This window comes from Celeribacter indicus, from assembly GCF_000819565.1.
Taxonomy (GTDB): domain Bacteria; phylum Pseudomonadota; class Alphaproteobacteria; order Rhodobacterales; family Rhodobacteraceae; genus Celeribacter; species Celeribacter indicus.
The window spans coordinates 82,816-102,757 of record NZ_CP004393.1; the positions used below are offsets into that span (position 1 = coordinate 82,816).

At 63.5% G+C, this 19,942-nt stretch carries 24 protein-coding genes; 15 read left to right on the forward strand and 9 right to left on the reverse strand.

The window, feature by feature from the left end:
- Positions 1–246 precede the first annotated feature (246 nt).
- Together P73_RS00420 and P73_RS24685 are read right to left on the reverse strand one after the other, a co-directional pair.
- On the reverse strand, positions 247–1,275 hold the full coding sequence (locus P73_RS00420) for an IS110 family RNA-guided transposase (RefSeq protein ID WP_043867978.1): 1,029 nt from the start codon (positions 1,273–1,275) through the stop codon (positions 247–249).
- A 102-nt stretch (positions 1,276–1,377) separates the two neighbouring features.
- Positions 1,378–2,138, reverse strand: a protein-coding gene (locus tag P73_RS24685) for an IS5 family transposase (protein WP_139267087.1) whose coding sequence is annotated in 2 segments (ribosomal slippage) — positions 1,378–1,814 and positions 1,814–2,138 — 762 coding nt in all. Because the reading frame shifts where the segments join, the coding sequence is not laid out codon by codon here.
- A gap of 82 nt (positions 2,139–2,220) precedes the next feature.
- On the opposite strand from P73_RS24685, the gene P73_RS00435 reads away from it, so the two are divergent.
- The 6 genes from P73_RS00435 (at position 2,221) to P73_RS00460 (ending at position 6,252) form a co-directional block, all read left to right on the forward strand.
- The gene (locus tag P73_RS00435) at positions 2,221–2,505 is read left to right on the forward strand and encodes a rod-binding protein (RefSeq protein ID WP_043867981.1); all 285 of its coding nucleotides are present in this window, start codon (positions 2,221–2,223) and stop codon (positions 2,503–2,505) included.
- Positions 2,492–2,845 (forward strand): flagellar protein FlgN, encoded by a 354-nt coding sequence (locus tag P73_RS00440; protein ID WP_043867982.1) that lies wholly within the window; start codon positions 2,492–2,494, stop codon positions 2,843–2,845. Before P73_RS00435 ends, P73_RS00440 begins: the two co-directional genes overlap by 14 nt.
- 226 nt (positions 2,846–3,071) lie before the next feature.
- Positions 3,072–4,604: a flagellin N-terminal helical domain-containing protein gene (locus P73_RS00445; RefSeq protein ID WP_043867983.1), complete on the forward strand. Its 1,533-nt coding sequence runs from the start codon at positions 3,072–3,074 to the stop codon at positions 4,602–4,604.
- A gap of 81 nt (positions 4,605–4,685) precedes the next feature.
- Positions 4,686–5,057, forward strand: a complete 372-nt coding sequence (gene flaF / locus P73_RS00450; RefSeq protein WP_245629215.1) for a flagellar biosynthesis regulator FlaF — start codon at positions 4,686–4,688, stop codon at positions 5,055–5,057.
- Complete coding sequence (gene flbT, locus P73_RS00455; protein ID WP_043871268.1) at positions 5,057–5,464, forward strand: flagellar biosynthesis repressor FlbT; 408 nt, start codon at positions 5,057–5,059, stop codon at positions 5,462–5,464. Before flaF ends, flbT begins: the two co-directional genes overlap by 1 nt.
- Positions 5,461–6,252 carry a DUF1217 domain-containing protein gene (locus P73_RS00460; protein ID WP_043867985.1) on the forward strand — a complete coding sequence of 264 codons (792 nt, stop codon included), beginning with the start codon at positions 5,461–5,463 and terminating at the stop codon, positions 6,250–6,252. Before flbT ends, P73_RS00460 begins: the two co-directional genes overlap by 4 nt.
- 7 nt (positions 6,253–6,259) lie before the next feature.
- On the opposite strand, the gene P73_RS00465 is transcribed toward P73_RS00460, so the two are convergent.
- Positions 6,260–7,576: a FliI/YscN family ATPase gene (locus P73_RS00465; RefSeq protein ID WP_043871269.1), complete on the reverse strand. Its 1,317-nt coding sequence runs from the start codon at positions 7,574–7,576 to the stop codon at positions 6,260–6,262.
- 80 nt (positions 7,577–7,656) lie between these two features.
- Between P73_RS00465 and P73_RS00470 the strand changes: the two genes are divergently transcribed.
- Genes P73_RS00470 through P73_RS00510 form a run of 9 tightly spaced genes read left to right on the forward strand, consistent with a single transcriptional unit; the run spans position 7,657 to position 12,239 of the window.
- A complete protein-coding gene (locus P73_RS00470) occupies positions 7,657–8,046 on the forward strand; it encodes a FlgB family protein (protein WP_043867986.1) in 390 nt (129 codons plus the stop codon).
- A 9-nt stretch (positions 8,047–8,055) separates the two neighbouring features.
- Positions 8,056–8,448 (forward strand): flagellar basal body rod protein FlgC, encoded by a 393-nt coding sequence (flgC, locus tag P73_RS00475; RefSeq protein ID WP_043867987.1) that lies wholly within the window; start codon positions 8,056–8,058, stop codon positions 8,446–8,448.
- 27 nt (positions 8,449–8,475) lie between these two features.
- A complete protein-coding gene (fliE, locus tag P73_RS00480) occupies positions 8,476–8,769 on the forward strand; it encodes a flagellar hook-basal body complex protein FliE (RefSeq protein ID WP_043867988.1) in 294 nt (97 codons plus the stop codon).
- 3 nt (positions 8,770–8,772) lie between these two features.
- Positions 8,773–9,039 carry a flagellar biosynthetic protein FliQ gene (locus P73_RS00485; protein ID WP_043867989.1) on the forward strand — a complete coding sequence of 89 codons (267 nt, stop codon included), beginning with the start codon at positions 8,773–8,775 and terminating at the stop codon, positions 9,037–9,039.
- A complete protein-coding gene (locus tag P73_RS00490) occupies positions 9,039–9,755 on the forward strand; it encodes a flagellar hook-basal body complex protein (RefSeq protein ID WP_043867990.1) in 717 nt (238 codons plus the stop codon). The genes P73_RS00485 and P73_RS00490 overlap by 1 nt, the downstream gene beginning before the upstream one ends.
- A 14-nt stretch (positions 9,756–9,769) precedes the next feature.
- Positions 9,770–10,555 (forward strand): flagellar basal-body rod protein FlgG, encoded by a 786-nt coding sequence (gene flgG, locus P73_RS00495; protein ID WP_043867991.1) that lies wholly within the window; start codon positions 9,770–9,772, stop codon positions 10,553–10,555.
- On the forward strand, positions 10,552–10,989 hold the full coding sequence (gene flgA / locus P73_RS00500) for a flagellar basal body P-ring formation chaperone FlgA (protein ID WP_043867992.1): 438 nt from the start codon (positions 10,552–10,554) through the stop codon (positions 10,987–10,989). The genes flgG and flgA overlap by 4 nt, the downstream gene beginning before the upstream one ends.
- A gap of 12 nt (positions 10,990–11,001) precedes the next feature.
- The gene (gene flgH, locus P73_RS00505; protein WP_043867993.1) at positions 11,002–11,727 is read left to right on the forward strand and encodes a flagellar basal body L-ring protein FlgH; all 726 of its coding nucleotides are present in this window, start codon (positions 11,002–11,004) and stop codon (positions 11,725–11,727) included.
- Positions 11,728–11,738: 11 nt separating this feature from the next.
- On the forward strand, positions 11,739–12,239 hold the full coding sequence (locus P73_RS00510) for a flagellar basal body-associated FliL family protein (protein WP_043867994.1): 501 nt from the start codon (positions 11,739–11,741) through the stop codon (positions 12,237–12,239).
- A 14-nt stretch (positions 12,240–12,253) separates the two neighbouring features.
- Here P73_RS00510 and P73_RS00515 read toward each other — a convergent pair whose 3' ends face one another.
- The 6 genes from P73_RS00515 to motA form a co-directional block, all read right to left on the reverse strand.
- On the reverse strand, positions 12,254–12,622 hold the full coding sequence (locus P73_RS00515; protein ID WP_043867995.1) for a hypothetical protein: 369 nt from the start codon (positions 12,620–12,622) through the stop codon (positions 12,254–12,256).
- Positions 12,619–13,710 (reverse strand): EscU/YscU/HrcU family type III secretion system export apparatus switch protein, encoded by a 1,092-nt coding sequence (locus P73_RS00520; protein WP_043867996.1) that lies wholly within the window; start codon positions 13,708–13,710, stop codon positions 12,619–12,621. Before P73_RS00520 ends, P73_RS00515 begins: the two co-directional genes overlap by 4 nt.
- Complete coding sequence (locus P73_RS00525; RefSeq protein ID WP_052452964.1) at positions 13,710–14,486, reverse strand: flagellar biosynthetic protein FliR; 777 nt, start codon at positions 14,484–14,486, stop codon at positions 13,710–13,712. Before P73_RS00525 ends, P73_RS00520 begins: the two co-directional genes overlap by 1 nt.
- The gene (flhA, locus tag P73_RS00530) at positions 14,483–16,573 is read right to left on the reverse strand and encodes a flagellar biosynthesis protein FlhA (protein WP_043867997.1); all 2,091 of its coding nucleotides are present in this window, start codon (positions 16,571–16,573) and stop codon (positions 14,483–14,485) included. The genes P73_RS00525 and flhA overlap by 4 nt, the downstream gene beginning before the upstream one ends.
- A 65-nt stretch (positions 16,574–16,638) precedes the next feature.
- Positions 16,639–19,011 carry a hypothetical protein gene (locus P73_RS00535; RefSeq protein ID WP_043867998.1) on the reverse strand — a complete coding sequence of 791 codons (2,373 nt, stop codon included), beginning with the start codon at positions 19,009–19,011 and terminating at the stop codon, positions 16,639–16,641.
- A complete protein-coding gene (gene motA, locus P73_RS00540) occupies positions 19,008–19,877 on the reverse strand; it encodes a flagellar motor stator protein MotA (RefSeq protein ID WP_043867999.1) in 870 nt (289 codons plus the stop codon). The genes P73_RS00535 and motA overlap by 4 nt, the downstream gene beginning before the upstream one ends.
- Between the last annotated feature and the right edge of the window lie 65 nt (positions 19,878–19,942).

Genomic DNA, 19,942 nt, shown 5'->3' on the forward strand with positions numbered 1-19,942 from the left:
TACTTGGTGCCGGTCCTGGCTTCCTTCGCGGCCTATAGCTGAGATCCTTGGGGAACATGCTTCGGTTCGTGGTCAGCGCGATGGCTGCCAACATGATGCTGGTTCGATGTAATTCCGATGTGCCCATCTCATAGGCGTGCTTGGCAAAAACCAGCGACAGTCCTGACCACGGCATCATCGGAACCACGTCCCTGCGGGACCTCAAAGGCCTGCGATCAGGCAGGCAACGGGTGGGGTGTCATCCTGTTAGGCAGGGTTTGGCGCCGCATCTGATTGGAAGGTTGTGCCATCGACCCAAATCCGATGCAGTATGACAGCGATGCGGCGTGCGAGGGCGACCATCGCAACTTTGCGTCCGCGCCGCTGCACGAGTTGGGCTCCCCACGTTCTCAGCCAAGTCGATCGGCCACGGTTCATCATGACAGTTGCAGCCTGGCACAACGCCCTTCTCAGATTGACATCGCCAGCTTTGGTTATACCACCCGACACGTCCCGTTCACCGGACTGGTTGCGTGAAGGCGTCAAACCAACCCAGGGTCCGACCCTTTTCGAAGACCGAAAGCGGGCCGGATCATCGACCGCAGCACGAAATGTCAGTGCTACGACGACACCGATTCCTGGCATCGACATAAGGCGTTGGCAAACCGGATCATCCCAGGCCAACCGCCGCACGCACTTTTCGAGATCGGCCAGTTCCTGTCGTAGGGACGCTCGGGCCCGCAGCATCGGTTCAGTCGCGGCTTCCAGCATCGGATTGCCATCTGCCAATTCCCGAATGCGTGTCTCGAACTTGCCGCGGGAGATCGCACCGACCTTGAGGCCAAAGTTCCGCAGCAATCCGCGCACCGACATTTCCAGAGCGATCATGTTCTGCTGGATAGCCTTTCGAGCGCCGAGAACTGCCCGGGTTTCCTGAGCAGAGACGGATTTACAGTGAACCGGGCGGAACCAGCCGAGATGAAGAAGGCGTGCAATCCCTTCTGCATCGCGGCGATCCGTCTTGATCGGCATCGCCTTCAACGCTCCTTTCACCTGGCGCGTTTCCATGAGCACCGCTTCCAGTCCAGCTTCGGTCAGCCCTCTGTGCAGCCATTGCGACAGTGGCCCGGCCTCCAGGCCAATCGCTGCGATACTGCCGTCAAGTTCGTCCAACCAATGCGCCAAAGCTTCCGGTTCACTTTCAGTCTCCGCCTCTTTGACGATCTGGCCATGCTCGCTGACCACACAAACTGCGGTCTTCGCCAACGACACATCCAATCCAATAAATAGCTTCATCCCGTCATCCTCCATCTGGGTTCAATACGGGAATGGCGACAGCGCGGTGCTGATCTGACAAGTGGCAACGGTCGTGCGTGACGCAGGCCCCGTTACAGCATCTCATAGCCAGAAAAGGACGGTTGCGGCGAGGGCGATGGCTGAGAGAAAAACCTTCGGGCACCTGTCGTAGCGGGTTGCAACGCGCCTCCAGTCCTTCAGTCTGCCGAACATGATCTCGATCCGGTTGCGGCGCTTGTAGCGTCGCCGATCGTATCGGACTGGTGTCTTCCGTCCCTTTCGGCCCGGGATGCAGACCCGCAAGCCCTTGTCTTGCAGACTTTCTCTGAGCCAATCGGCATCATAGCCGCGATCGCCGAGAAACCACTTCGCAGGTGGGAGATCGCGCAGCATCGCCCGTGCGCCGGTATAGTCGCTCACTTGGCCCGCGGACATGAAGAAGCGCAGGGGGCGGCCCTCGCCGTCAGTGACCGCGTGGAGCTTTGTGTTCATTCCGCCTTTCGTTCGGCCGATGAGGCGTCCGCGCCCCCCTTTTTTGCTCGCAGGCTGGATGCCGTGCGATGCGCCTTCAGGTAGGTTGCATCGATCATGATGGTCTCGGGCTCAGGGGCCTCCGCGGCCAGCCCCTCGAAGATCCTGGCAAAGACACCGAGCTCGCTCCATCGCTTCCAGCGGTTGTAGAGCGTCTTTGGAGGCCCATACTCCGAAGGCGCGTCACACCACCTCAAGCCGTTGCGATTGATGAAGATAATGCCGCTCAGGACACGACGATCATCAACGCGAGGGCGCCCATGGCTCTTTGGGAAGAAGGGCCGAAGGCGCTCCATCTGCGCCTCCGTCAACCAGAACAAGTTGCTCGTCATATCGGCCTCCTTGCGGAGCCGTGAATCACGACAAGCCCGACAAATCAATGGGTCCTGAGCCTAGAATTGGAAGGAAAATGTCATGCATGTCTCCCCGAAACCGCCGCCCGAAACCGCCGGGCCGCCAGGGACGGAGGAAAGGCTGCGCACCGTCTCGCGTCAGCTCGAAGCCACGTTTCTGGCCGAGATGTTGAAGAGTGCTGGCTTCGGCCAGACGCGCGAGGCGTTCGGAGGCGGGGCAGGCGAGGATCAGTTCTCGTCCTTCCTCGTGCATGCGCAAGCCGAGAAAATGGTCGAGGCGGGGGGGCTGGGACTTGCCGAACAGATTTTCAACGCGCTGCGGGAGACCATCCATGACGATCCTTGACACATTCCGCCCGGCGGCGGCTCTCTCCGAGCTTCTGGACAAGGAGCGCGAAGCGATACGCAAGGCCGATTTCGACACTCTCGGAAGGCTTCTTGCGACAAAGCAGAGCCTGCTCGCCCTCGTTGCCCAGGCGAAGCTCCCCGAGCCCGTTCTCGCCGAACTCAAGCACCGGGCGGAGCGCAACGGCAGGTTGCTGGATGCCTGCGCGGAGGGAGTCCGAGCGGCACAGGAGCGACTGATCGCAATGCGGGCCTCCTCGCGCTCCTTTACTGCCTACGGCCCGGCAGGACAGACAATGGCCATTGGCGGCAAGCCATTAACCGTGACGACGAAACTCTGACAGCCGCCGCAATTTTGACTTAAATTCAAGGCATCAGAAGATCGGAGCTTAGGAAAGCCTTAGCCTTTCGGCTCCAGGATCAATGTGCATCCCAAGAGGATGGCACGGCCGGCCCGAACGGGCCATCCGTATTCAGTCAGAATGACGCTCCCGACTCCGCCCCAAAAGGACGGACCCCGAAACTTGCGGGGCGCAAAATGCGTCCCCGGACCAAAGGAACATATTCATGTCCAGCATTCTGACCAATAACGGCGCGATGGTCGCGCTCCAGACCCTGAGCTCCATCAACTCCGATCTGTCCAAGACCCAGGCCATGATCTCCACCGGCAAGGAAGTGGCCTCCGCGAAGGACAATTCCTCCATCTGGGCAATCTCGAAGGTCATGGAATCCGACGTCGCGGGTTTCCAGGCGATCTCCGACAGCCTCGCGCTTGGAGAATCGACCCTCTCCGTTGCCGCCAAGGCGGCGGAAACCGTCACGGACCTCCTGACGGACATCAAGGAGAAGGTCGTCTCGGCGCAGGAGGAGAACGTCGATCGCGAGAAGATCCAGACGGATATCGACGCCCTCATCGGCCAGGTGAAATCGGTGGTCGGCGCGGCCCAGATCAATGGTCTCAATCTCGTCAAGGGCACGGAGGACGTGAGCATTCTCTCTTCGCTCGACCGCTCCCCCGACGGCTCGGTGACCGCCTCCGACATCACCGTTTCGCGCCAGGATCTCAGCACCAGCGCGGGCTCCTACGGCGGCGGCGGCACCTCGCTCACCTCGAATATCGACGCCGATACCGATACCGCCGGCACCCAGTCCTCCACCACCGCTTCGGGTACGGGACGGTCCACCGATCTTGCCCTCGACGCGACAGACTGGGACACTGCGAACTTCGAGGTCAGCGTGGGCGGAAACACCGTGACGATCGCCGGCGACACGGATGCCACGACCACGGGTGATGCGCTCGCGGCTGCAATCAACGCGCTCGGTCTCGATGGGGTCTCCGCTGCCAATTCCGCGGGAACGGTGACGATCACCAACTCCAAGGGATTCGACGATCTCTCGATTTCGGTCAACGGCAGCGGTTCGGGGGCCGGAACCTTCGATATTGACGGCGCTGGTGCCGGGGCGACCGGGACGGTCACGGTAGGTCAACGTGCCGAAACGCTCACCTTCGACAAGACGGCAAAAGTCAACGAGGGAGACAGCTACCGCGTCACCGTCGGCTCCACGAATTACGACTATATCGCCGGCAAGGGCGAAACCGCCGAAGATGTGGTGCGCGGCCTGAAAACCGCCGTCGACGCCGGCAAGCTCGATGGCGTGACAACCAGAGCCGCACAGGACGACAATGGCAACTGGACGTTGCAGATCGACAATGACGGCAGCGGCTCCGCCTCTCTCGCGATTTCCGTCGCCGGCGAAGACGGCGGAACCGCATCCGGCGGACTTTTCGGTCTCGACAATATCGACGTCACCACCAACTCGGGCGCCGACGCGGCGCTGGGCAATATCGAGACATTGATCAACAACGCAATCGACGCCGCTGCGGAATTCGGTTCGGCACAGGGTCGCGTCGAAACCCAGTCCAAGTTCATCTCGAACCTGACGGACGCTCTGAAATCCGGCATCGGGTCGATGGTCGATGCGGATATGGAAGAGGCCTCCGCGAAGCTCCAGGCGCTTCAGGTCCAGCAGCAGCTCGGCGTGCAGTCGCTTTCGATCGCGAACCAGGCACCGCAAACGATCCTGTCGCTCTTCGGCTGATGACGCGCTGTCCGGGCGCAGGGCGCCCGGACCCACCGCGGAAAACCGCCTCGGAATTCATTGTCACCGGAAGGATACGACGTGAACGCTCTTCAAATGGCCCGAACGGCCTATTCAAATGCAGCCGCGCCCATCAGGACACCACGCGGGACCGAATACGAGGCCTTCGCGCGCATTACGCACCGCCTCCGTCTCGCTGCCCAGGACAAGGAAAAGGCCTATCCTGCCTATGTCAAGGCGCTCCACGAAAACCGCCGCCTCTGGACCCTCCTGGCCGCCAATGTGGCCGACAGGGAAAACGCGCTTCCCACGGAGTTGCGGGCGCGCATCTTCTACCTCGCTCAGTTCACTGCGGCCCATACCTCCGCCATCCTGTCCGGCACGGTGGACGAGACTGCGCTCATAGACATTAATACGGCCATCATGCGCGGCCTTCAGCGGGAGGGCGAATGATGAGCGGCCTTGTTCTCAAGCTCGGACCGAAAGAACGTGTTCTCATCAACGGCGCCGTCATCGAGAATGGCGACCGGCGTTCCAGACTGTCCATCATGACGCCGAACGCGCATATCCTGAGGTTGCGGGACGCGATCCATCCCGAAGAGGTCACGACACCGGTCAGGCGCGTCTGCTATATTGCGCAGCTCGTGCTGTCGGGCGATGCCGATCCGAAAGAGGCGAGCCTTCAACTGATGCGCGGGATCGAACAGCTCAGCCAGGTTCTGACCGACTCGGACAGCCGCAGCATCCTTGCGGACGCGACCACCGGGATTCGGAATGCCCAGTTCTACCAGGCGCTCAAAGCCCTGCGCACGCTTCTGCCACGCGAGGAGCGTCTTCTCTCCGCGGCGAGAGTCCAATGAGCTATCAACCTGTTGTCCCATTCGGCGGTTACGCCGGATGGATCGTTCTTCAGCGCACCAAAGAGACACAGCAGGAGGCGTTCAATACCTCCCAGCAAATGCAAAGAGAGGTGGACTATTTCCGCGACAATATCGGCAAGGTTCAGACCGTCGACCAGTTGATGTCCGACTATCGTCTGCTGAAGGTCGCACTCGGCGCCTTCGGACTCCACGAGGACATCAACAACAAATACTTCATTCAGAAGGTTCTGGAAGAAGGGACGCTCGACGATGAGTCGCTGGCAAACAAGCTGTCGGACAAGAGTTACTACAAACTTTCCGAAGCCTTCGGATTCGGAAATTTCGACACGCCGAACACGGTCCTGAGCGATTTCGCGGACGAAATCATCACCTCCTACCAGAGCCGGCAATTCGAAATCGCGATAGGAGAGCAGAACGAAGACATGCGGCTCGCCCTCCATCTTGAAACGGCCCTGACGGAGATCGCCCAGAAAGACACGACCGAGAACGGACGATGGTATTCCGTCATGGGCAACGAGGCGGTTCGGACCGTCTTCGAGACCGCTCTCGGGCTACCAAGCTCGCTCAGCGCGTTGGATCTCGACCAGCAACTGACGAACTTCCGGGAAAAAGCCGACCGGTATTTCGGCGATCCTGAGGTAGCGCAATTCGCTAACCCGCAGAAGCGCGAAGAACTGATCAAGCTCTACCTGATCCGGTCCGAGCTCACCTCCGGCACTCTCGGCAATTCCGCGGCATCCCGTGCCCTGGCTCTTCTGCGCGGATAGCCTGCGTTCATTGCGTGCTGAAACAGGACGCGAGGCGGGCAAAACTCGAAGCGCTGTCCTCAGGTTCGGTATGTCCGAGAAAAGCGTCAAGTTTGGGCCAGGTTTCCACGGCTTCGTCGATCAGAGGGTCCGTTCCCCTGCTGTAGAGGCCCGCCTGGACCATCATTTCGGCGCGATCGAAGACCCCGAGAAGCCGTCGTGCCCGCACGATCATCTCATTCTCCGCCTCCGACGCCGCCTGCGGCAGCGCCCGCGATACCGAGCGCAAGAGGTCGATGGCCGGAAACCGGCCACGTTCCGCGATCTGGCGATCCAGAACCACATGTCCGTCGAGGACGCCCCGCAGGATGTCGGCCACCGGCTCCTCCATATCGGAGCCCGCGACGAGGACGGAGAAGACGGCGGTGATGTCGCCCTGCTCACCGAGGCCGGGTCCGGCCCGCTCACAGAGCGTGGTGATCAGATGCGAGGTGGACGGGGGAAATCCCCGCAACGAGCCGGCTTCTCCCATGGCCAGCGCGACTTCCCGATGCGCCTCGGCGAAGCGGGTGACGGAATCGGCGAGGAAGAGCACCTGCCGTCCACGATCCCGGAAATGTTCCGCCACCGACATGGCCGCCCAGGCGCAGCGCCGGCGCACCATGGGAGACTGATCCGATGTGGCGGCGACGATCACGGTCCGTGTCATCCCCGCCGGCCCCAGGACGCGGTCGACGAAGTCACGCACCTCGCGCCCACGCTCTCCCACCAGGGCGATGACGACGATGTCCGCGTCGATACCGCTGGCAAGCCTGGCGAGAAGGGTCGACTTGCCCACGCCGGAGCCCGCGAACAGGCCGACGCGCTGTCCCCGAACAATGGGCAGCAGGGTGTTGAACACGGCAAGTCCGCTCTCCAGCCTGGGTCCCAGAGGCCGGCGTGCCGTGGGATTGAGCGGCGTTCCGCGCAGGGCGCGCGGGCGAGTCCCCGTGAGGATCGGCCTTCCATCGAGCGGCCGGCCAAAAGGATCAATGACGCGCCCGATCCAGGTCTCGTCGGGCGCGATGTGATTGCTCCCCAGATGGCAAACCGGGTCGCCGATCGAGAGCCCGTCGGGGCCGCCGTCTGGCAGGATCGTCACGCCCGTGCGGTCGAGCTGAAGAACCTCGCCAAGCCGGACCTGGGTCCCGTGACCGATCTCGACGAGATCGCCCAGCGCAACGATGCCGCTCAACCCCGATACGGTCAGAACGCCCCGCGACAGCTCGGTCACGCGGCCGACGGAACGGACGGGTTTCACCGCCGCCACCTCGGCCAGGACCATCTCGAATCCGATACTGCGCATCCATTCCTCCGCGTCCGACAACTCTTTCTAAAGGAATCGGGGTTAAGCCTTGGTTGAAACAACTCGGAGGAGAAGCCCCGATGTTCGAGACTCTGGAAATCTTCAGGACCGCGGAAAGCCTCGCCCGCCACGCCGTCAGCCGTCAGGAAGTCATCGCGACAAACATCGCGCAAGCAGACACTCCCGGCTATCGCGCGCAGGATGTCGCGTCCTTCGCCGACAGCTATGAGGCGCGCTCCGCAGCTACGGCAATGCGCCGGACGCGCGAGGCGCATTTCGCCGCATCCGATGACACCGCTGCGCCGATCCGCGTCCACGACACGCCGGACGCCGCATCGCCGAATGGCAACACCGTCTCGCTCGAAACCCAGATGATGAAAGCGAGCCAGGTCAGGCACGAGCACGAGCTCGCGCTCTCTGTCTACAAGAGTTCGTTGAACATTCTGCGCGGCGCCATCGGGCGCAGATAAGGAGACGTCATGTCCGATCTTCAGAGCATTCTCGCCTTGTCGGCCTCCGGGATGACGGCGCAGGCCAACCGCCTGCGGCACGTCTCCGAAAACATCGCGAACGCGGACACGCCCGGCTATCATCGCAAGACCGTCTCCTTCGAGGAGACCCTGGAGCGCGGCCGGAAGACCGGCGCGGTGACGACCGGTCCGGTCGCGCTCGATCGTGCGGCGCTCAGCCGGATCTACGATCCCGGCCATCCGCTCGCCGGGGAGGACGGCTTCTACGACGGCTCGAATGTCGAACTCATGATCGAGGTGGCGGACGCGCGCGAGGCGCAGCGCAGCTACGAAGCCAATCTCAGGATATTCGATCAGGCACGCCAGATGTCGTCATCCCTGCTCGACCTCTTGCGCCGTTAGACACCACACCAGCCACAGGAGACCAGAATGGACATCCGTTCCGCACTTGCCGCCCAGGGATATGCCGCCACGCGGCCTGCAACCGCACCGAAACAGGAGACGGAGGGGGAGCCGCAAAATCTCCTCGCCGGGGCGGCGGCGAGTTTCGCCGACACGCTGCAACGCGGGGAGGACATCGCGCAGGCCGCCATGACCGGGAAGGCCGACAGCCAGGCACTGGTCCAGGCGCTCGCGCAGACCGAGCTCGCCGTCGAGGCCGCCGTCACGGTCCGCGACAAGGTGGTCGAAGCCTATCAGGAAATCCTCCGGATGCCGGTGTGAACCATGGATGAGATGGTCTTCTACGATACGTTGCGACAGGCGCTCTGGATCGCGACGATGATCGCGACGCCGACCCTCGCCGTTGCCCTGATCGCCGGCCTCACCGTCGGCCTGTTCCAGGCGCTCACGAGCATTCAGGAGATGACGCTCACCTTCGTGCCGAAACTCGTCGCGATGCTCATCGTCTTCTGGATGACGATGGGCGTCATGACGGAGACCCTGACCGGCTTTTTCACCGGTCGCATCGTCCCGCTGATCGCGAGTGTGTGATGGACAGCGCAGGTTACACGACCCTTACCCGCCTCTCCGGGCTGAACCGCGAGATGCAGGCGATCGCGAACAACATCGCGAACGTGTCGACGACCGGCTTCCGCAAGGAGGGCATGCTGTTTTCCGAACATGTCTCCGCGCTCGGTCGCGACGAGGACAGCCTGTCCATGGCTCATGCGAACGTGCGCCTGACGCACGCTGCCCAGGGACCTCTGGCGGCGACCGGCGGGACTTATGATTTCGCCATCGAGGGGGAGGGATTCTTTCTGTTGCAAATGCCGGAGGGGCAGGCCCTGACGCGCAACGGTGCCTTCACCACGAACGAGCAGGGAGAGTTGACGAGCCATGACGGTGCCCGGCTGATGGATGATGGCGGCGCGCCGATCTTTATCCCGCCGGCGGCGCGGACGATCTCCGTCTCCGCCGACGGGACCCTGTCGGCGGATGGCGAACCGCTCGCGCGGATCGGCCTCTACATGCCGGAGGATCCGCTCACACTCCTCCGCACGAACGGTGTCCGCTTCATCCCGACCGGGGGTGTCGTGCCGCAGGAAGGCTCGGTCCTCCTCCAGGGCCATCTCGAGACCTCGAACGTCGATGCGGTCACGGAGATCGCGCGCATGATCGAGGTCCAGCACGCCTATACGACGGGTCAGAAATTCATCGAGCAGGAGCATGAGCGGATCAAAACCGTCATCTCCACGCTCGGCCGCTAGGAAAGGAACAGGCCATGCGCGCGCTCCGGATTGCAGCCACGGGCATGAGTGCCCAGCAGATGCGGGTCGAAACGATCTCCCAGAACCTCGCGAACATGAACACCACGGGTTACAATGCCAGGCGCGCGGAATTCGCCGATCTGCACTATCAGCAGATGGCGCGGCCCGGTACGATCAATTCGGCGGACGGAACGATCCTGCCGACCGGGATCCAGCTCGGCCTCGGCGTGCGCCCCTCCTCCGTGACGGTGCAGATCGCGCAGGGATCTCTCTCGCAGACCGGTGGCGATCTCGACATCGCGATCGAGGGGGAAGGCTATCTCGAAGTCACGCTGCCCTCGGGCCAATCGGCCTATACGCGGGACGGGGGACTCAAGCCTTCCGCCGACGGACTCATCGTCACCTCAGACGGGCATCCGGTCGTGCCCGGCATCACGATTCCCGACGATGCGCGGTCGATCTCGATCAATTCCGACGGCGAGATCTACGCCTATTTCGGCGATCGGGTCGAAGCCGAGCTTCTGGGTCAGTTCACCCTCGCCGGGTTTTCCAATGCCAAGGGGCTCGAAGCCATCGGCTCCAACCTCTTCCTCGAAACCACGGCCTCCGGCCCGGCGCTCGTCTCGACACCTGGCGTGGACGGGCTCGGAACGCTGCGGCAGGGCTATCTCGAGGACAGTTCGGTGGATGCGGTGCGGGAGGTGACCGAACTGATCGAAGCGCAGCGCGGCTACGAGCTCAACGCAAAGGTGATCACGGCCGCCGATCAGATGCTGTCTGCGACGACGCAGATCCGATGAGATCCACGTTTCTCCCGAGCCTGCTTATCGGTCTTTCGGCACATGCCGCCGCCGGCGACACGGTGGTGGCCGCCCGCACGGTGCGCGCGCAATCGGTCCTGGAACAGGCGGATCTCGCGGTTGTGCCGGGCGATGTGCCGGGCGCGATTTCCGCGATCGAGGAGGCGGTCGGGCTCGAGGCGCAGGTCATGCTCTATGCCGGACGCCCGGTTTCCGCCGGTGACATCGGTCCGCCCGCGATCGTCGAACGCAACCAGATCGTCTCCCTCGTCTACAGCCGGGGCGGACTGGTCATCACCGCGGACGCGCGGGCGCTCGGCCGTGCCGCATCCGGCGACCTGCTGCGGGTCATGAACCTCGCTTCGAAAACCACGCTGTCCGGCGTCGTCGCCCCGGACGGCACCGTCCATGTCGGCGGCATGCCCCCTCAGTAAACAGGACTCCCAATGCGCCATCTGCTCCTCTTGCCCGTTCTCGCCAGCCTCACCGGATGTTCCGATCTCCGGGAGGTCGGCCGCCTGCCGGAGTTCACGCCGGTCCAATCCTCCGCGGAGACGTCCGCGATGCTCACGCCACCGCTGCCCGAACGGATCGAACCGCGCAGACCGGCGGACGGCGCGTCGCTCTGGAATGCTTCCAGACAATCGCTTCTCGGCGATCGTCGGGCCGTGGAACGGGGCGATATCCTGACCGTCGTCATCGAAATCGACGACAGTGCCGAAATGTCGAACAGCTCGAACCGCGGCCGCTCCGGCAGCGAAACCATGGGCGTACCCTCGCTCTTCGGCATTCCGGAGCGGCTGAACGACTCTCTCCCTGCCGGTGCCTCGATGGGCTCGGCGGTCGCGACGAATTCGAGTTCCTCCTCCTCTGGCAATGGCAGCGTAAAGCGTAACGAGAAGCTCGAACTCATGGTCGCCGCGACCGTCGTCGATGTGCTGCCGAACGGCGTGCTCCACATCAAGGGGTCGCAGGAAGTCCGAGTAAATTACGATATCCGCGAGCTTCTGATCGAGGGATATGTGCGGCCGCAGGACATCTCGCGCCAGAACGACATCACCTATGACAAGATCGCTTCGGCGCGGATTTCCTACGGCGGACGCGGGCAGGTCATGCAGGTGCAACAGCCGCGCTACGGACAGCAGATCGCGGATATAATTCTGCCCTTCTGAGGAACCGTGCGATGCTGAAAAAACTTCTTCCGCTCATCCTCGCGCTCGTCGGTCTGGGCGCGGGCATCGCCGGAGGTCTCATGCTGCGCCCCACGCCGGAGGTCGTTCCCCTCGCCTCCGGTGGCGACAGTGAGGCCGCCACCCCCAAGAGCAGGCCACAGGAGGCCGAGCGGGATAGAGAGGCGTCCTTCGATTACGTGAAGCTCAACAACCAGTTCGTCATTCCCGACCTGGAGGACGGAAAGGTCACGGCGATGATCGTCCTCTCGCTCAGCCTCGAAACCACGACAGGCACGCGCGAGACGATCTATGCACGCGAACCCAAGTTGCGGGATGCCTTTCTCCAGGTTCTGTTCGATCACGCCAATACCGGCGGATTCCGCGGCGCCTTCACCGAAAGCCGGACGATGACCAATCTGCGCCGCGCACTTCTCGAAGTGGCGCAGAACGTGATCGGACCGGAGGTCCGGGACGTTCTGGTGATGGATATCGTCCGGCAGGACCTGGGCTGATCCGGCAGGTCGGCTCAGCGCGCCAGGCGTTCGGCCAGACGACCGAGCGCCTCCTTCCTGCCGAAGGCCCTGCGGGTCCGCGCGAGCTGGGCCTCCTTGCGTTCGGCAATCCGGGCAAGGTCGCGAAACGCCGCACGACGTTCGCGATCCGCCCACCTGCTCCAGGCCTCCTCCGCCCCCGAAAGACGCGCGGGGTCGAAGGCCGTCGATGACGCGGCCAACAGCACGCGCGCACGGATCGCCTCCTCGATCTCACGCAGACGGGCATGCGGCCGCTCCTCCTCCGCCCGGATCGCCGACAGCGCCGCAAGCTCCGCGTTCAGCGCGAGCTCGGCGATCTCCCGCAGCCGGACCAGCTTGCCGCGATCTCCCGCCATCGTCATCGGGTTCCGATCCGGTCGCGCATCTTCCGTCGCATCTCCTCGGCGAAGCGGATGGCCGCGGCGACGGCACGGTAATGGTCGGGCAGGATCTGTTCCCCGATCTCCACGGTCGCGTACAGCGCCCGCGCCGTCGGCGGGTCGCGGTGGAGCGGCACTCCGGTCTCGGCCGCCACCTCACGAATACGCACGGCGATCTCGTCGATCCCCTTTGCGACACAGACCGGCGCGCCGCCGCGCATCCGGTCCCATTTCAATGCGACGGCATAATGGACCGGGTTGACGATCACGACATCGGCCTTCGGCACCTCGGAAAGCATCTGGTTCATCACGATATCGACGCCCTTCTGCCGGCGCTTCTGCTTGAAATGCGGGTCGCCTTCCTGTTCCTTCGCCTCGTCGGTCAACTCATTGCGCGACATGCGGTGCCTGCGCAGATGTTCGGCGCGTTGAAACAGGTAATCGATTGCCCCCACCGGGGCGGAGATCATCAGGACGATAAGGAGAAAGCCGACGCAGAGCTTCAGAAGGACGGTGACCGCCACACCGGGCGAGAGCGAGGCGGTGGCGAGTATCTCGGGAAGCTTGGCGAAAAGATAGATCCCGAGCACGACCGAATAGAGCAGCAGCTTGAAGAAACTCTTCGCGAATTCGAACAGTCCGGCGCGACCGAATTTGTTTGCCGCATTGGCGACGGGCGAGATCTTCGAAAGTTTCGGCGCGAGCTTTCCCGGCGCGAAGACCAGGGTTCGGGTCGCGAAAATCGTGACGAGTGCCAGCATCGCCGGGATCAGGAAAAAGGCGATCACGGCCGCTCCGATCTCCCACATGAGGCCAAGTGTCCACGGCCCGCCGGACCCGGTGAACCAGAGTTCCGCATGGCGATCGGCGGCGTCGAGAAGGGATCGCAGCGCCTCGCCAAGGTCCAGAAGATCTGCGGCACCGGTCGCCATGGCCGCGAGCACGAAGCCGAAATAGGATGCCGCCGTTGTCAGATCGGCCGCGCGCGGCACCTCGCCCTTCTTCCGCGCCTCGTCCAGGCGCTTCTGCGACGGCTCATACTGCTTGTCCTCTCCGCCCTCTTCCGCCATCAACGTGCTCCGAAAGGATCGAGGAGGAGGCGCGCGAACCCGGCTTCCCAGGTCTCGAGCAGGAGCGGCGCGGAGACGAAGAGCAGCAGAAGCCCGCCAAGCGTGATGGCCGGCGCACCGACGAAGGCGACCATCAGTTGCGGCATTGCCCGATTTATGACGCCGAGGGCGACATTGTAGACAAGCGAGGCGATGATGAAGGGGGCCGCGAGGGTAAAGGACAGGGCGAAGATCCTCCCGACATGATCGACGCTCCAGATCATGACATCCCGTGCAGGCGCCATGAAGCCGGCCGGAAAGACGTCATAGCTGAGGATGAGAAGCTCCGCGACGCGGACATGCAGGCCCATCATGACGGCGAGCGCCAGCCCCGCCACCGACAAGAGATGCGCGATCGCCGGCTGTGCCTCGACTGCGCCCCCGCCGAAGATCTGCGACAGCGATGTGGATTGGGCGATCAGCGCCCCGGCGATCTGTAGCACCATGACGAAGAGCCGCAGGGAAAGCCCGAGGATCAGGCCAGAGATCACTTCGGTCAGCAGCGCCGCCGCAACCTTTTCCTGGGACGCCGCGAGCGGAGCGAGCCCCTCCGATACGGCGGGAAAGACGATCGCGGTGAAGCCGATGGCGAGCACGAGGCGGACACGTTCGGGAACGGAACGTTCACCGAAGGCCGGCAGCACCGCCATGACCGCCCCGATCCTCAGAAAGACGAGAAAGGCGGTGAGCAGGCTGTTCTGCGCGACCGCGAGCAGGGAGGCCAGCGGTTCGGTCATGCCGCGACCAGGCCGACGAGGGACGGTTTCGCATCCGTGCCGATTTCCTCGAAGGAAAAGACAGGATTCTGGATGCCCTGCGCGGCGAGGAGCGTGCGCAGGAAGCGCCGGCGGCGGGTGGACGTCACAATGCCGGGATAGATGCCGCTCTCCCCCGCCCTGGCGATCTTGTCGGCCATGGAGCGGGCAAGGCGGTTGAAATCCTCCGGCGGGAGCGCGACGTCGATGTGGCCCCGTTCGCCTTCGAACTGATGGGCGATGAATTTTTCCTCCCATTCCGGCGAAAGCTGCAAGAGCGGGAGCGTGCCATCCTCTCTCCTGATTTCCGAGATGATCTGGAAACCCAGCCGTTGCCGCACATGTTCGCAGATGGATTCGGGCGTCGCATGCGCGCCGCGCGCCTCCGAGATCGCCTCGAGGATAAGGGCCATGTTGCGGATCGACACACGTTCCTCCAGCAGAAGGCGCAACACGGAAAGAAGCAGATCCATCGGCACGCGATCCGGCACGAGTTCGTTGAGCAGGCGCTGGTTCGCCTCACCGCGCGCTGCATCGGAAAGGTTCGTCATCTCGTCCAGCAGCCGGCGAAGGGATTTCATCGTCAGCAGACGGGGGAAATTGCGCTTGATCACCTCGAGAAGATGCGTGGCGAGCACTTCCGTCGCACTGACCACCGTCGATCCCATCAGGGCCGCGTCCTCTTTCCGCGACGGGTCGATCCAGCGGGCAGGCGCGCCATAGACCGGCTCGGCGACATCCTCTCCAAGCGGCATCATGCCCGCGTCGCCCGCCACCAGCGCGAGCACCTGATCCTTCTTCAGCCGCGCGCGCGCCTGTTCGACTCCCTGGATGCGCACGACATAGGTTCCCGGCGGCAGAGCGGGGTCGTCGGTCAGGCGGATCTCCGGCAGGATGAGGCCGAAGACGGTCGCGATGTGGTTGCGCATATTGACGATGCGCGCATCGAGGCCCGTCTGATGATCGAGGACCATCGAGACGAGATCCGGCGCGAATTCGACATGGATGTCGTCGAGATCGAGAATATCCCCCATCGAGTCCCTTCGTTCCGCCTGCTCCGGCGCCGCCTTCGCGCGTCGGACCCGCTCCGCCTCCTCCCGGTCATGGCGGCGCGAGACGAGAAAAGCCGCCGCGGCGAGGCCTGCCGCCCCGCCGATGAAGGGCACGAAGGGCAATCCCGGCACGAAGGCGAAAAGCCCCATCAGGACGCTTACCGTGTAAAGAGCGGGCGGATACCGGCCGAGTTGCCTGAACAGGGCGAGATCCGCGGAACCGGAGGTACCCCCCTTCGCGAGCAGAAGCGCGGCCGCGATGGAAATGATCACGGAAGGAATCTGGCTGACGAGACCGTCGCCCACGGTGAGGATGGCGTAGGTCTCGAACGCCTTTCCGATCGGCATGCCGTGCCCGGCCACGCCGTTGATCAGCCCCATGACGATGTTCATCAGGGTGATGAGCAGGCCCGCGACCGCGTCACCCTTGACGAATTTGGACGCCCCGTCGAGAGAGCCGAAAAACGTCGTTTCCGCGAGTTCGCGTTCCCGGCGCTCCTTGGCCTGCTCATGGGTAATGGCCCCGGCGGAAAGGTCCGCGTCGATCGCGAGCTGGCGGCCCGGCATTCCATCGAGGGCGAAGCGCGCACCGACCTCGGCCATGCGCCCCGCACCCTTGGTGATGACCATGAAGTTCACGATCAGCAGAACCGTGAAGACGACGAGGCCAAGCAGGACCGACCCGCTCATGACGAAGCTCGCGAAGCCCTCGATCACGTGACCGGCCGCGCCGGTGCCGGTATGTCCCTGCCCGATGATGAGCTTCGTGGAGGAGACGTTGAGGGAGAGGCGGAGCATGAGGCTCGCGAGCAGCACCGTGGGGAAGGCGGAGAAATCCAGCGGACGCTCGATGAAAAGCGTCACCGTGAAGATCAGGATGGCGAGAGCGAAACTCGCCGCGAGTCCGAGATCGAGGATCCAGGAAGGAACCGGAAGCACCATCATCACGATCACGACCATCAGGGCGAGGGCAAGGAGGATCGTGGGCTTGAAGATACCGGAGATCGTGATGTTCATGTCTTCGTCCGGATTCGTTCTGGCCTGATGCTCCGATTGTAGGCCGCGCGCGGTTGATAAAACGTTTATGGCTGTTGCAACACCGCCGACAGCGCCTGCCGTACCTCGCGGCTCCGGTCCAGAAGCGTCTGCGCCTCCGACAGGGTCGGAAGGGGTGTTTCCACCTTCGCCGCGTGCTGGACCGCATCCGCGAGCGTCGACAGGTCCGCCGAACCCGTTTGCCGGAGTCGCGGCCAGTCTTCGGCGAGCAGGGCGAAGGCATCCGCCCATTGGCCGGATATGTCCGCCGGGAAGGCGTCAGCGGCCTCCTGCGCGCGTCCCAGCGCGGACAGCGCGAAAGCCCGGATCTCAGACGCATCGGGCGTGTCCGCGCGCGACGCGTAGCGCTCCGCGGCCTCGAATTCTCCGATGCCCAGGAATGCCTGCGCCATCACGAGAGGCGCCGCGCCGCTTTCCTGTCCGCCGTAGCCGGACATGAGCCTCAAGGCTTCCCTGTCGAAGCCGAGCGATACCAGACGTTCGGCGGTTTTCAGGCGTGCAGGGTCTGAAAGACCCGCATCGGCGAGGCGATCGAGTTCCGGACTCACGATCCTCAGAAAGACACCGTCGGGTTTCGTCGCCGCGAGCTGAAGGAGAGCACTGGAAATCAGCGCGTCCCTCTCATCCTCGGCCTTCGCATCCTCCGCAGGCAATGCGAGCGCAGCGCGGAGGGCGATATCGGCATCCCCGGAGCCGGATCGTGCGAGTATTGCCGCGCGCCTCAGCCCATGTTCCATGGCGCTGCCCCGATGCTCTACGGTCAGCGCCTCCGCATGTTCCGCATCCCTCCCGTCGATCGGTTCCCCCAGGCGCGACCGTGTCTCGATCAGACGGATCAGGGCCTCCGCCGATTTGGGCCCGTCGCCGGCCACCACCCGTTCGAAGCTCTGCTGTGCCTGGGCCTTCCGACCCTCCGCGAGCTGGAACTCGGCCTCCAGCAGATCGAAGGCATCGCGGTGATCGCCTCCGGAACGCAGGGTCGCCTCCTGGATGAACTCCGCACTCGCCTCGTCTCCGATCCGCAGAAACCGCTCCGAAAGGGTCGGGCCGAGATGGCGCCGGATATGCCCCGGAAGCGCCGAGAAGGTCGACTGCACGGCCTCCTGATTATAGCTCTCCCAGCTGTTCAGGGGCTCCTTCGACATCACGGACCAGAAGGCGACCATGCCGGCACAGCGGAATTGTCCGCCAAGCCGCCGGGAAAGGGTGCTTTCCCCCTGATCCATGATCTCGGCCATGGCGAGGAGGATGTCCCGATTGTGGATCGGCACATCGAAATTCCGAAGGACCGACTTGGCTTCCGCCCCGAAGGTCAGGAACAGGTAATAGCGCGCCAGCCGCTCGACCGCTTCCGGATCGGGCGTATCGAATTCACCGATCAGCCGGGACCGGAATTCGGAGAGTTTCAAACCGTTCTCGGGCGGATCGCCCCAGCTTGCGATATCGACCGCCTCATCCGGAATGCAGGACGTCCCGTTCCGGTCTGTCGAAACCGCAGGCGCGGACCGCCCCTGTGCCTCGTCGACGGAGGTCTGGATCCTCACATGGCTTTCGGGCTCCTGCGGCTCGGGCGGCGGGGGATCGACAGGCATCGGGCGGCGGTCGGGACGGGACGGTGGGTCGTCCTGCCTATGGGACGACGCGGCCTCCAGCGCGTCTTCGGTCGCGGAGACATCCGCGTCGAGCAGGCCTTGGGCGACGGCGCGGCCGATCTGTTCGACAAGCTGCCGCTCCAGCCGGTCGGCGCGCTCCTGCTGGTCGTCATCGGGCAATGCCAGTCCGGCGGACCGTTCCCCGGAAAGGGATTGCGCGGGGGACGCCTTGTCGAACAGGAGCGGGAAGTCGGGCGGGTCAGTCCCCACCAGATCCGATCCCGCGCCGTCGGGACCACCAAGACTGGAATGCCCGCTCCCGCCGGTCAGGAGCGGTTGTGGTGAGGGGGCATCCGGCTCTTCAGGGCTTAGGGCAGTCGGAACCGGATCGGTCCCACCCCCGTCGTCTCCATCCGGCAGAGGCCGCTCATAGGGGGAACCGGGCGGGGGAGGCCCGTCCTTGATGTCGATGACGATCCGGCCGGCGCGGAGTTCGAAGGCATCCGCATGGAACCCCTCGGCCGTTTCGATCACGAGGCCGTCCCCCTTCGGTGTAACCTCCGAGATGCGCGTTCTGGGAATGCGGGCAAACACCTCGCCGACGTCGAACTCGAATTCCTCTTGCGCCACCTGAAACACGTATCCATGCCCGGTGCGTCCGACTACCCATTCGACCGTTTCCGGGAATTGCATGACGAGACGGGAGAAGTCGGCATGCTCGCCCGACGCGATCCGGATCGTCTCCGCGGCACGCGCGATCGACGGCAGGACGATCAGAAGCAGCAGAATGACGGACAATCTGCTCATGCAGCCTCCGATTTGACATCCTTCAGCGCTTCCTCGAGTTCGGAAAAGCTGGGGCGATACCGGCCGGGCGTGTTCTGCCGCCCGACCTCGATGCAGATATTCGTCGCGTGGTTGTAGAGATTGGCCACCAGAACCTCGCGGATCAGCTGGTAGAAATGACTGTCCTCCTCGATCACATCCTTCATCTTCGCGGCGAAGGGTCCGACGAGGCCATAAGCCAGGAAAACGCCGAGGAAGGTGCCGACCAGCGCGCCGCCGATCATCTTGCCCAGAATCTCCGGCGGCTGGTCGATGGAGGCCATCGTCTTGACGACGCCCAGCACCGCCGCGACGATGCCGAGCGCGGGAAGCCCGTCGCTCATCGCCGCCATTGCATGCGACGAATGCAGCGCGTGATGGAGATTTTCCTCAAGCCGTTTTTCGAGGACTTCTTCGACCTGATGAGGGTCGTCGTAATTCATCGAGGCGGAGCGGAGCGTGTCGCAAATCAGGGCCACCGCCTCCTTGTCCGCAACGATCTTCGGATATTTCGTGAAGATCGGCGAGGTTTCGGGTGCCTCGATATGCTCCTCCAGGCCCACGGGATTCTGCCGTGCGAGGCGGATGAGCTCGAAGAGCAGGCAGAGAAGGTTCTTGTAATCTTCCGGCTTCCATTTCGGACCCTTGAAGACCTTTCCCATGTCCTTGAGCGTGTGCTTGATCCCCGCCATGTCGTTGGAGATGATGAAGGCGCCGGCCGCCGCACCGCCGATCATCATGAACTCGAAGGGAAGCGATTTGAGGATGATCCCGAGTTTCCCGCCCGCGGCGATATAGCCGCCGAACACCATGACGAAGATCAGCAAGATCCCGACGATACCGATCATGTTTCAGTCCTCCGACGCCTGACTCCTCCCGAGCTTCGCATCAAACCCTTAAGAAAGCCTCGCCA

What these genes read in the sequence shown, in the direction of transcription:
- P73_RS00420 (WP_043867978.1), bottom strand. Translation starts at nt 1,275, where the DNA reads ATGAAGCTATTTATTGGATTGGATGTGTCGTTGGCGAAGACCGCAGTT.
- P73_RS00435 (WP_043867981.1), top strand. Translation starts at nt 2,221, where the DNA reads ATGCATGTCTCCCCGAAACCGCCGCCCGAAACCGCCGGGCCGCCAGGG.
- P73_RS00440 (WP_043867982.1), top strand. Translation starts at nt 2,492, where the DNA reads ATGACGATCCTTGACACATTCCGCCCGGCGGCGGCTCTCTCCGAGCTT.
- P73_RS00445 (WP_043867983.1), top strand. Translation starts at nt 3,072, where the DNA reads ATGTCCAGCATTCTGACCAATAACGGCGCGATGGTCGCGCTCCAGACC.
- flbT (WP_043871268.1), top strand. Translation starts at nt 5,057, where the DNA reads ATGAGCGGCCTTGTTCTCAAGCTCGGACCGAAAGAACGTGTTCTCATC.
- P73_RS00460 (WP_043867985.1), top strand. Translation starts at nt 5,461, where the DNA reads ATGAGCTATCAACCTGTTGTCCCATTCGGCGGTTACGCCGGATGGATC.
- P73_RS00465 (WP_043871269.1), bottom strand. Translation starts at nt 7,576, where the DNA reads ATGCGCAGTATCGGATTCGAGATGGTCCTGGCCGAGGTGGCGGCGGTG.
- P73_RS00470 (WP_043867986.1), top strand. Translation starts at nt 7,657, where the DNA reads ATGTTCGAGACTCTGGAAATCTTCAGGACCGCGGAAAGCCTCGCCCGC.
- flgC (WP_043867987.1), top strand. Translation starts at nt 8,056, where the DNA reads ATGTCCGATCTTCAGAGCATTCTCGCCTTGTCGGCCTCCGGGATGACG.
- fliE (WP_043867988.1), top strand. Translation starts at nt 8,476, where the DNA reads ATGGACATCCGTTCCGCACTTGCCGCCCAGGGATATGCCGCCACGCGG.
- P73_RS00485 (WP_043867989.1), top strand. Translation starts at nt 8,773, where the DNA reads ATGGATGAGATGGTCTTCTACGATACGTTGCGACAGGCGCTCTGGATC.
- P73_RS00490 (WP_043867990.1), top strand. Translation starts at nt 9,039, where the DNA reads ATGGACAGCGCAGGTTACACGACCCTTACCCGCCTCTCCGGGCTGAAC.
- flgG (WP_043867991.1), top strand. Translation starts at nt 9,770, where the DNA reads ATGCGCGCGCTCCGGATTGCAGCCACGGGCATGAGTGCCCAGCAGATG.
- flgA (WP_043867992.1), top strand. Translation starts at nt 10,552, where the DNA reads ATGAGATCCACGTTTCTCCCGAGCCTGCTTATCGGTCTTTCGGCACAT.
- flgH (WP_043867993.1), top strand. Translation starts at nt 11,002, where the DNA reads ATGCGCCATCTGCTCCTCTTGCCCGTTCTCGCCAGCCTCACCGGATGT.
- P73_RS00510 (WP_043867994.1), top strand. Translation starts at nt 11,739, where the DNA reads ATGCTGAAAAAACTTCTTCCGCTCATCCTCGCGCTCGTCGGTCTGGGC.
- P73_RS00515 (WP_043867995.1), bottom strand. Translation starts at nt 12,622, where the DNA reads ATGACGATGGCGGGAGATCGCGGCAAGCTGGTCCGGCTGCGGGAGATC.
- P73_RS00520 (WP_043867996.1), bottom strand. Translation starts at nt 13,710, where the DNA reads ATGGCGGAAGAGGGCGGAGAGGACAAGCAGTATGAGCCGTCGCAGAAG.
- P73_RS00525 (WP_052452964.1), bottom strand. Translation starts at nt 14,486, where the DNA reads ATGACCGAACCGCTGGCCTCCCTGCTCGCGGTCGCGCAGAACAGCCTG.
- flhA (WP_043867997.1), bottom strand. Translation starts at nt 16,573, where the DNA reads ATGAACATCACGATCTCCGGTATCTTCAAGCCCACGATCCTCCTTGCC.
- P73_RS00535 (WP_043867998.1), bottom strand. Translation starts at nt 19,011, where the DNA reads ATGAGCAGATTGTCCGTCATTCTGCTGCTTCTGATCGTCCTGCCGTCG.
- motA (WP_043867999.1), bottom strand. Translation starts at nt 19,877, where the DNA reads ATGATCGGTATCGTCGGGATCTTGCTGATCTTCGTCATGGTGTTCGGC.